Origin of the sequence: Aquibium carbonis (assembly GCF_003970795.1) — a bacterium.
GTDB lineage: Bacteria > Pseudomonadota > Alphaproteobacteria > Rhizobiales > Rhizobiaceae > Aquibium > Aquibium carbonis.
The window spans coordinates 1-9,140 of sequence record NZ_RWKW01000148.1; the positions used below are offsets into that span (position 1 = coordinate 1).

At 66.1% G+C, this 9,140-nt stretch carries 11 protein-coding genes; 2 read left to right on the top strand and 9 right to left on the bottom strand.

Annotated features, from left to right (window positions below):
• On the bottom strand, positions 1–443 hold a 443-nt coding region (locus tag EJC49_RS24815), incomplete at its 3' end, for a chorismate synthase (protein WP_126702612.1).
• 280 nt (positions 444–723) lie between these two features.
• Between EJC49_RS24815 and EJC49_RS24820 the strand changes: the two genes are divergently transcribed.
• A complete protein-coding gene (locus tag EJC49_RS24820; protein WP_126702613.1) occupies positions 724–972 on the top strand; it encodes a DUF1344 domain-containing protein in 249 nt (82 codons plus the stop codon).
• Between the two features lie 16 nt (positions 973–988).
• On the opposite strand, the gene EJC49_RS24825 is transcribed toward EJC49_RS24820, so the two are convergent.
• From EJC49_RS24825 to EJC49_RS24840, 4 genes are all read right to left on the bottom strand, one after another.
• Entirely contained in the window at positions 989–1,576 is a 588-nt protein-coding gene (locus tag EJC49_RS24825; protein ID WP_126702614.1) for a histidine phosphatase family protein, read from the bottom strand.
• 42 nt (positions 1,577–1,618) lie between these two features.
• Complete coding sequence (gene fabI, locus EJC49_RS24830; RefSeq protein WP_126702615.1) at positions 1,619–2,437, bottom strand: enoyl-ACP reductase FabI; 819 nt, start codon at positions 2,435–2,437, stop codon at positions 1,619–1,621.
• A gap of 82 nt (positions 2,438–2,519) precedes the next feature.
• On the bottom strand, positions 2,520–3,434 hold the full coding sequence (locus EJC49_RS24835) for a DnaJ C-terminal domain-containing protein (protein WP_126702616.1): 915 nt from the start codon (positions 3,432–3,434) through the stop codon (positions 2,520–2,522).
• Between the two features lie 107 nt (positions 3,435–3,541).
• Positions 3,542–3,928 (bottom strand): RT0821/Lpp0805 family surface protein, encoded by a 387-nt coding sequence (locus tag EJC49_RS24840; RefSeq protein ID WP_126702617.1) that lies wholly within the window; start codon positions 3,926–3,928, stop codon positions 3,542–3,544.
• A 399-nt stretch (positions 3,929–4,327) separates the two neighbouring features.
• On the opposite strand from EJC49_RS24840, the gene pdxH reads away from it, so the two are divergent.
• Positions 4,328–4,945, top strand: a complete 618-nt coding sequence (gene pdxH, locus EJC49_RS24845) for a pyridoxamine 5'-phosphate oxidase (protein WP_126702618.1) — start codon at positions 4,328–4,330, stop codon at positions 4,943–4,945.
• Between the two features lie 9 nt (positions 4,946–4,954).
• On the opposite strand, the gene EJC49_RS24850 is transcribed toward pdxH, so the two are convergent.
• From EJC49_RS24850 to EJC49_RS24865, 4 genes are all read right to left on the bottom strand, one after another.
• Positions 4,955–5,773 (bottom strand): adenylate/guanylate cyclase domain-containing protein, encoded by an 819-nt coding sequence (locus tag EJC49_RS24850; RefSeq protein WP_126702619.1) that lies wholly within the window; start codon positions 5,771–5,773, stop codon positions 4,955–4,957.
• Positions 5,774–5,850: 77 nt separating this feature from the next.
• A complete protein-coding gene (locus tag EJC49_RS24855; RefSeq protein ID WP_126702620.1) occupies positions 5,851–6,753 on the bottom strand; it encodes a glycosyltransferase family 2 protein in 903 nt (300 codons plus the stop codon).
• Between the two features lie 3 nt (positions 6,754–6,756).
• Entirely contained in the window at positions 6,757–7,968 is a 1,212-nt protein-coding gene (locus EJC49_RS24860; protein ID WP_170314862.1) for an FAD-dependent oxidoreductase, read from the bottom strand.
• Positions 7,969–8,146: 178 nt separating this feature from the next.
• On the bottom strand, positions 8,147–8,899 hold the full coding sequence (locus EJC49_RS24865) for a crotonase/enoyl-CoA hydratase family protein (protein ID WP_126702622.1): 753 nt from the start codon (positions 8,897–8,899) through the stop codon (positions 8,147–8,149).
• Positions 8,900–9,140: the final 241 nt, after the last annotated feature.

Sequence of the window (9,140 nt, forward strand, 5' to 3'; positions counted from 1 at the left end):
GCCAGCGCGCCCGCCGCCACGCGGGCCGCCGTCTCGCGCGCGGAGGACCGGCCGCCGCCGCGGTGATCCCGCACGCCGTACTTCATCTGATAGGTATAGTCGGCATGGCCCGGCCGGAACTGGCGGGCGATCTCGCCATAGTCCTTCGAACGCTGATCGACGTTCTCGATCATCATCGAGACCGGCGTTCCGGTGGTCACCAGCGTCCCGGCATCCTTCTCGTCAGGTACGACGCCGGACAGGATCCTGACCGCGTCGGGTTCCTGGCGCTGGGTGACGAAACGCGACTGGCCCGGACGGCGACGGTCGAGATCGGCCTGGATCTCGGCCAGCGTGAAGCGGATGCCCGGCGGGCAGCCATCGACGACGCAGCCAAGCGCCGGGCCGTGGCTCTCGCCCCAGGTCGTCACGCGGAAGAGATGGCCGAAGGTGTTGTGCGACATGGACCGTGCGGAAAACTGGCCGGCGGGACGCTCGTCCGCGGGCGGTGTGAACTGCCAGCCTTCTATTGGGCTTTGGAAAGTCGGTCAAACGGGCTTTGAAGGCAGCGGATCGCGTTCAGGGCTTTCGGAATGTCTTTGACACATTCCCTCCGTTTTGATGTCCTAGATGGATGCCTGAAGAGACTGCGCGCCCGACGCAACCCTGCACGACGCTCCGCCTCGACACTCGACGATCCTACCTGGTCCGGCGGAGAACGGACCGCAGCCCAAAGGACATCCCATGCGTATTGCCGCATCCGCCCTCAGCCTGCTCCTGCTCGCCTCCATGCCCGCCTTCGCGGGTCAGACCGAAGGGCGGATCAAGAGCGTCGATGAAGATAAACTGACCATCACGCTCGAAGACGGCAAGTCCTACAAGCTCCCGGGGGAGGTCGATCTGGCCGGTATCGAGCCCGGCACGGAGATCGTCATCAATTTCGACACGGTCGGCGACGTGAACCAGATCACCGACATGGCCGTCTACGAGTAGGCGGCCGCCCGCCTACCTACAACCAGTCCAGGAGCCCGTCGCGATACCGCAGGATGCGATCCTGCGGTATGTCCAAGGACGCGGCTTCGGCGCGGGCGACAGCCCCCGTCAGCATGAAGATCGCACGGATGACGCCCCCGTGGGTGACGCAGACGGTGTCGCGGGCGATTGCCGAAAGCCATGGCGCGACCCGATCCGACAGCATCCGATAGCTCTCGGCGCCAACGCCCGGCGGATGAAACTCCCACTTGTCCGCCTCGCGCGCCGCCCCCACGCCCGGGAAGGTTGCCTCGACCTCGTCGACCGTCATTCCCTGCCAGTCGCCGAAGTGCACCTCCACGAGCCGCGGCTCGAGCCGGTAGCCCTGGACCGCCAGACCGATCTCCTGCCGGATGATTTCCATCGTTTCGCACGTGCGGCGCAAGGGGCTCGCCACGAAATCGAAGCGGCCCGGATCGTCCAGCAGTTCGGCGAGACGGCGGCCGTTGCGGCGCGCCTGGGTCCGGCCGACGTCGTTGATGTCGACGTCGCGCTGACCCTGAAAACGCTCTGCGACATTCCAGTCGGTCTGGCCATGCCGGACGAAGTAGACGAGCGGGGTCATCGCAAACCTGCGCGTTGACGGAATGGGCAGTGCCTGCCGGCGTCAGTCCTTGACGGTGGAGATATCGGGCGCGTCGACCGATTTCATGCCGACCACGTGATAGCCCGAATCGACGTGATGGATTTCGCCGGTGACGCCGCGCGACAGGTCGGACAGGAGGTAGAGGCCCGAATCGCCGACCTCGTCGATCGAGACCGTGCGCTTCAGCGGCGCGTTGTACTCGTTCCATTTGAGGATGTAGCGGAAGTCGCCGATGCCGGACGCCGCGAGCGTCTTGATGGGACCCGCCGAGATGGCGTTGACGCGAATGCCCTTGCCGCCAAGATCGACGGCGAGATAGCGGACGCTGGCCTCCAGCGCGGCCTTGGCGACACCCATGACGTTGTAGTGCGGCATGACCTTTTCGGCGCCGTAGTAGGTGAGCGTCAGGATCGAACCTCCATCGGTCATCAACGGTTCGGCGCGCTTAGCGACGGCCGTCAGCGAATAGGCGGAGATGTCCATGGTGCGCAGGAAATTGTCGCGCGTGGTGTCGACATACCGGCCGTCGAGCTCGTCCTTGTCGGAGAAGGCGATGGCGTGGACGACGAAATCGATCTTGCCCCAGCGCTCCTTCAATCCGTCGAAGACCGCGTCGAGCGTGTCCATGTCGGTGACGTCGCAATGGCCGGCCAGATGCGCGCCCAGTTCCTCGGCCAGCGGCGAAACGCGCTTCTTGAAGGCATCGCCCTGGTAGGTGAGCGCGAGCTCGGCGCCCTGGGCGACACAGGACTTCGCGATGCCCCAGGCGATGGACCTGTTGTTGGCGATGCCCATGATGAGGCCGCGCTTGCCGGCCATCAGACCACTTCCATTCGCCATTTTTCGTCCTCTCCTGCACCGGCTTGCGACGGATTGCCCTATCGCACAGCCGTCCGCGCCCTACAAGACACGACAGATCGCGTCAGGGCGCCGAGCGGCGCATCAGCGCTTCGAGTTCCTCGCGCCCCTCCTGCGGCAGCATGATGCGGACGTGGACGTAAAGATCACCGACGCCGCCGGTCTTGAGCGGCAGGCCGCGCTCCTTGAGCCGGAGCACCTTGTCGGACCCCGACCAGGCCGGCACGGCCACCGCGATGCGCCCCTTCACGGTCTCGACGGGAAGCTTGGCGCCGAGCACGGCGTCCTTCAGGTCGACGAAGAGATCGACATGCAGGTCGCGGCCTTCGAGCCGATAGCGCGGATGCGAGCGCAGGCGCAGCTTCACCAGGGCATCGCCGCCATTCTCGCCCTGTCCCTTCAGCCGGATCGTCTGGCCGTCCTCGACATAGGTCGGCAGCTTGACCGCCAGCTTGCGGCCGTTGGGAAAGACGACCGACACATGGGCGCCGGTCGCCGCTTCCTCGACCGTGATGTCGAGATTGGCCGCCGTGTCGGCCGGGCGCCCGCTTCTGGCGGATGCGCCCGCCGCGCCGCCGCGCGCGAAGGCCTGGCCGAAGAGATCGCTGAAGATGTCTTCGGAACCGAAGCCCGCGCCGTCCTGCCCACCCGCCCGGAACTCGAAGCGGGACGCGCGCGCACCGCCTGCGCCGCCGCCGCGACGGAAGGTGTTGAACGGGTCGCCATGGGCGGCCCCTTCGAACCCCTGGAAGCGCGGCTTGCCTTCCGCGTCGATCTCGCCGCGATCGTAGGCAGCGCGCTTCGTTTCGTCGCCGACGATCTCGTAGGCCTGGTTGGCGGCATTGAAGCGATCCTTGGCCTGCGGATCATCCGGGTTCTGGTCGGGGTGGTACTTCTTGGCGAGTTTGCGGAACGCGGACTTGATATCCTTCGCGCTCGCGGACTTCGCCACGCCCAATGTCTCGTAGGGATCACGCATTCGTCTGTCCGTGGTGAGAGAGGAATCTCCTGATCACGCAAATATGAGCGTTCGTAGGAAGAAATTCCAGATCGAACCGGCTCGGGAGCGATGCATAACGCGATCGATCAGGCGGATTCGAACGTGCGCACCCACCATTCGCCCGCGATCGACATGCAGACTTCGCCCCGATAGAGCGAAATGCCCTGGAAGCTTTCCCGCGACACCCGGAACCGCCGGCACAGCCGCGTTTCGTCCATGTATTCGACGACGCCGAAGACCTCGCCGCGCGACCCGGTCTGGGAGTTCGCCCAGGCGAGGCGGCCATTGGAAACACCGTCGAGATTGGCCGAGGACACCGCGTTGCGGATGGTGGTCTCGTCCGACATGCGTTCGGCATCGGGCGCGACCGCCTTGCCGGACACGGAGCCGGTCTTGATGGAATCGAAGCCGAGGCTGTTCAGGCTGGGGGACCGCGCGGTGCAGCCGGAGGCGGCCAGGACGAGCCCCAGCATGAGCGCAGCGGCAACGTTGCCGCGGATGCGAGGCCGACCTGTTTCGCTGACTTTCCGATGCGACTGCGTCACCCGGCATACTCCCGTCGAGTGAATCCGAACCACCAGAGTGTGAACCCGTTCGGTTAACAGGGGGTTTGCAGGCGGGTCTATCAGCCTTGCAGGACGGAAGGAATCTCTGAACACGCCGCATTGTCGCAACACTGACGAAAAGCGCAAGGCGGTGACGGGACCAATCACGAACCGGACCGTGCACGACGGCACCCCCCCCCGCGCTGGCCGCGTCGTTTTGCCCGCGTGCCCCTTTCCGCCCTCGGCCCTCGCCTATATCAGGACCGGTACGAACGGGGGGCGCGAAGGTTGCCGCCTCCGGCAGCCGCCAGGACGGGACGGACGAACGTGAGCACCGAGACCACCACGCAACACACGGACTTCATCGAGGCGGCGGAACCCTTGCGGCTGTTTGCCGAGTGGCTGGCCGACGCCGAAAAGAGCGAAATCAACGATCCGAACGCCGTGGCATTGGCGACCGTCGACCCGGACGGCCTGCCCGACGTGCGCATGGTGCTCCTGAAGGGCTTCGACGAGCAGGGCTTCGTATTCTACACCAATTTCGAGAGCGCCAAGGGGCAGCAGATCCTGTCGTCGATGAAGGCGGCGATGTGCTTCCACTGGAAGTCGCTGCGCCGGCAGGTGCGCGTGCGCGGGCCGGTGGAGGTGGTGAGCGACGCCGAAGCCGACGCCTATTACGCGTCGCGGCCGCGCGGCAGCCGCATCGGCGCCTGGGCGTCGAAGCAGTCGCGGCCGCTGGAAAGCCGCTTTGCGCTGGAAAAGGCGGTGGCCGAATTTACCGCGCGGCACGCGATCGGCGACATCCCCCGTCCGGCGCACTGGTCGGGCTTCCGCATCAAGCCGCAGCAGCTGGAGTTCTGGCACGACCGGCCGTTCCGCCTGCACGACCGCCTGCGCTTCGACCGCGCGGGCGACGCGTGGGAGAAGACCAGGCTTTATCCGTAGGGGGCGCGGTCAGCCGCGTCGGCCGCGTTCGCCCCGGCCGAAGAGCAGCCGCGTCGCGATGACGACGGCGATGCCGAGCAGCGGCCACTTGGCCCAGAACGTCCCGCTCCAGGTGAAGGCGTTGATGAGGGTGACGACGGCGGCGGCACCGACGAGGCCGCGAATGTCGGCCGGAAGCGCGAGGAGCGCCCTTGCAGGTGCGGGCAGGCGCGGCGGTGGCGACGCTGGCGGGGCATCGCGGCCCCAGGCGGGAAAGTCGTCCGGCTCCGCCGGCTCGCGGCGCGGCGCGGGCGCCGGATGCGCGGTATCGCCGATCCGCACGGCATAGCTCGGCACCGGCTCGTCGATGTTCTTGGCCGAAAGCTCGCCGCGAAAATCGAACGAGACAGCGATCTTGTTGCGGACCTGGTCGTAGACCGTGTTGGAAATGAGGATGCCGCCCGGCTCGGCCTCCGACTGGAGGCGCGCGGCGATGTTGACGCCGTCGCCATAGATGTCGTCGCCCTCGATGATGACGTCGCCGAGATTGATGCCGATCCGGAAAACCATGCGCGCGTCCGCCGGCCGGCCGGCATTGCGCTCGGCGAGGTCGCTCTGCACCTCGATGGCGGCGCGGACGGCCTCCACCACGCTCGGGAATTCGGCAATGACGGCATCGCCCCAGGTGTTGACGACGCGCCCGCCATGCGCCTCGATCAGCCGGCCCATCGACCCGCGATAGAGCTTGAGGGTGGCCAGCGTCCCCTCCTCGTCATGCTCCATCAGCCGCGAATAGCCTTGCACATCCGCCGCGAAGACCGTGGTGAGCTTGCGGACGGGAGCGGCCATGGCGGGTTCCTTCGGGGGACGGTGAGGATGTAGCCATTCGGCGGGGCGGATACCAGTGGGGCGAGCCCTGCCGTCGATCATCGTGACTTCGGGTGGCGATCCGCGCGCGCAGGGGTTTCGGCTTCTCGTGCTTGGCCTTCGGCTTCGGCGGAGAGCATCGCATCCTTCAGGTAGAAGGGGGCCTCGGAGACACGACGCGCGTCGCGCCGGTGGCGCACCAGTTCGGAGACGAGGTCCGGGTCGGGCAGGAACGACAGCGCGATGGCTTCCATCTGGCGGCAGTGGCAGGCCCAGGCCTCGCGCAGTTGCGGTTGCGGAATGCGCGACCACGCCCTGTGGGTGCTCGTTGGCGGAAATGCCTTCCAGTAGAGCGCTTCGGGCACGCGGCGCAGTTCTCCGAAGCCTGCCTGCTGGAGGATCCAGGTGGTGTCGACACAGAAATCGGTCGGAGGGTTGGGAACGAGCTTCAACCGGTCCGAGTCGCCGGGCCGGCGGCGCATCAGCGCGCGGTAGCTGTAGCCGTTGTACAGATTGCGCATGACCTGTCCGACCCGATCAACCAGATCTCCGCGGACTTCACTCGGCGTCATCACGCCGCCGTCAAAGGCGATGTCGCTGACGGCCGCAAAGCAGGCCGGGTCGGCTTCCAGCATGCGCAGGCACGCTTCGACATAGGTCGGGCTGAGGCGGTCGTCATGGGGCAAGATCATGAAGTACCAGCCCCGCGCCTGATCCAGCACGAAGTTGCTGTTTTCGACCCAGCCCAGCCGCCGGTGCGGCTCGAAGATGCGGATACGACTGTGCTCGCGAAATTCGTCGAGGGCGGGGGTTTTGTGCGCGCCATCGTTGGAAATGACGATCTCGACGTCGTGCACAGTCTGGCCGAGCGCGGACAGGATGGTCTCGCGGATGAACGCCTCGCTTCGATAGATCGGCATGCAGATGGACACCAGGGGCCGACGATCCACCAGCGAAGGCATCGGTCACGCCCTCCCCAAGCTCGCATCGACACATTCGATGGCGCAGCGCGGCGCCGACGTGTATTTTCCAGTCTCGATCGACCAGTAGCCGGGGGCTAGTTCCCTTACGCCATGATCGCTGCGGCGATGGAGTTCGCTGCCGGGATCGTCGATGTCGGACCGGCCTTTGGCGATGATGAAGTCTCCGACAATCCGGGCTGGCAGCGGCGACGGCAGCGCGGCCAGACGCCGAAAGACCGGAGCAAACGTAGCGCATCCTTCGAAGGTGCCCCGCATCAGCGTCTCCGGTGGTTGCGGCAGGATCGGGCGTTGACCGAGTTCGTCATCCATCGTGGAAAAGCACATGCCGACGGGATACCAGCTGCAATACAGGCTGTCGTTTGCGGGATAGTGCACGCAATCGCCGAAGGGACCGGAAGTGGCTGTGGTGTTCCTCGGCACGTCACCCGCAAGCAAAAGCGATGCTTGTTGCACGATGACGCCGAACTTGTACCGTGTGAACCAGGATCCGGGCAATGAATGGCCGGATCGACGGTCTATGCTACGGCGCTCCGCCCATGCGGCGTTGACGACGATGTCGAAAGGGCCTTCGGTTGCTCCTGTCGGCTCTGTCAGGCCGACACGCCATTTCGAGCCCGAGGGTTCGATCCGGTGCACTCTCGACGCGAGGCGCAATTCGATGCGTGGATGTGCGCGGACGCTGCCGTCGATCCGTTCGGCGATCCCGATGGGCCAGACGCCTCGCTCCTGTGTGAGAAAGAAGGGGGCATCGGCCGCGTGGTCGGGCTGACAGGGCGTGAAGTCCGGCGTCTCGTCCTGGCCGAGATAGGCCAGACCAAGGTGGCGCTTGCGTTCGCGGATATGGATGTCGACGCGGGCAAAGTGGGCCGTGATCCGTTCCTCCGACAGGGCGCTGTCCGTCGGGACGGTGTAGTAGAAGGGTTCGCAGACGCAGGTATCGAACGTTTCGGGCGTCATCCATCGCTCAAGGATCGGCCGGAACCACAGGGCATCCTCGATCAGCCGCTCCGCAGTGCGAAAACCGTCATCGGCCGCATAGCAGTAGCCGAGATGGATCTTTCCTTCATTGGCCGCCGAAGCGCGCGAGAGGAGACTGGCTTCTCGATCGAAGAGCATGACCTGATGGCCACGTTCGGCATACTCCAGCGCGATCAGGCAGCCGGTGAGGCCCCCGCCGACGACAGCGATCCGCATCACCATGTCTGGACCACGACAGCTGCCGGTCGTCTCATCTCGTCGTCCCCCACCCTGGCCCCATGGCGGTACGCGGTGCTTGGGAATGACAGGCTTTAACGGCTCAAGAGGCCGAAACCGGCGTGACATAACCACGCATGACAGTGGCCGTGCTCTTCAATGAGATACCGGGGCAGCGTCACCCCCTCTTCCGCCCCATGAACGCCATGAAGGCCTCGCGGGCTTCGTCGGATTTCAGCCTCATGCGGAAATGGCGGCCTTCTTCCTCGATGCGGGCGACGAGGGCGTCGCGGTCGCCGAGCATCAGGTCGCGGGCGATCTTCAGGGCCTCGGGCGGGCGGGTGGCGAGGGTCTGCGCGAGGGACAGCGCCTCGGCTTCGAGGTCGGCTTCCGGCACGACCCTGTAGATGAGGCCGGCGGCCAGCGCGCGTTCGGCGGAGAAGCCCTCGCCGAGCCCGAGCAGGGCGAAGGCCCGCTGGTGGCCGAGGGTGGCAGGCGCGAGCAGGCTGGAGCCGGCTTCCGGCACGAGGCCGAGATCGACGAAGGGGGTGCGGAAGACGGTGCGCGGGGTGGCGAGCGTTAGGTCGCAATGCAGGTTGATGGTGGTGCCGATGCCGACCGCGATGCCGTCGACGGCCGAGAGAACCGGCTTCTGCGAACGCGCGAGGCCAACGAGGAAGTCGTAGACCTCGATGCCGCCCTCCCCGCCCATGGCGATGGTCATGAAATCAGCAAGGTCGTTGCCCGACGAGAAGGCGCCGGGCACGCCGAGGAACAGGTGGACGCGGATGGCGGGATCGGCATCGCCCTCGGCCAGCGCCTTGGCCATCGTGGCGTACATGGCGCGGGTGATGGCGTTCTTCTTGTCCGGACGGTTCATCCGGATCGCCTGCACGGCGCCGTGGCGGGTGATCTCGATGTGGTCGGTCATGTGGCAGGTCCTCCAAGCGTAGTCGGCTGATTGTCCAGATCATTGTAAAGGCGTCGCATTCCGTCACACCCCCCTCTTCCTGCCGGCCTGCCTGGCCCGAGCCGCGGGTCTCGGGCCGTCCTTCGGACCCCCCTCATGGGGAAGATCGGCAGTATCAGCCTCGGCGTCCCTCCTGCCCACCTCCGCGCAGGAGGCTACCCCCACCCCTTACCCCTCCCCACAAGGGGGAGGGGGCAGTCGA

Excerpts from the sequence above, each read along its gene's own strand:
- EJC49_RS24820 (WP_126702613.1), top strand. The coding sequence starts at position 724 with ATGCGTATTGCCGCATCCGCCCTCAGCCTGCTCCTGCTCGCCTCCATG.
- EJC49_RS24825 (WP_126702614.1), bottom strand. The coding sequence starts at position 1,576 with ATGACCCCGCTCGTCTACTTCGTCCGGCATGGCCAGACCGACTGGAAT.
- fabI (WP_126702615.1), bottom strand. The coding sequence starts at position 2,437 with ATGGCGAATGGAAGTGGTCTGATGGCCGGCAAGCGCGGCCTCATCATG.
- EJC49_RS24835 (WP_126702616.1), bottom strand. The coding sequence starts at position 3,434 with ATGCGTGATCCCTACGAGACATTGGGCGTGGCGAAGTCCGCGAGCGCG.
- EJC49_RS24840 (WP_126702617.1), bottom strand. The coding sequence starts at position 3,928 with ATGCTGGGGCTCGTCCTGGCCGCCTCCGGCTGCACCGCGCGGTCCCCC.
- EJC49_RS24850 (WP_126702619.1), bottom strand. The coding sequence starts at position 5,773 with ATGGCCGCTCCCGTCCGCAAGCTCACCACGGTCTTCGCGGCGGATGTG.
- EJC49_RS24855 (WP_126702620.1), bottom strand. The coding sequence starts at position 6,753 with ATGCCTTCGCTGGTGGATCGTCGGCCCCTGGTGTCCATCTGCATGCCG.
- EJC49_RS24860 (WP_170314862.1), bottom strand. The coding sequence starts at position 7,968 with ATGCGGATCGCTGTCGTCGGCGGGGGCCTCACCGGCTGCCTGATCGCG.
- EJC49_RS24865 (WP_126702622.1), bottom strand. The coding sequence starts at position 8,899 with ATGACCGACCACATCGAGATCACCCGCCACGGCGCCGTGCAGGCGATC.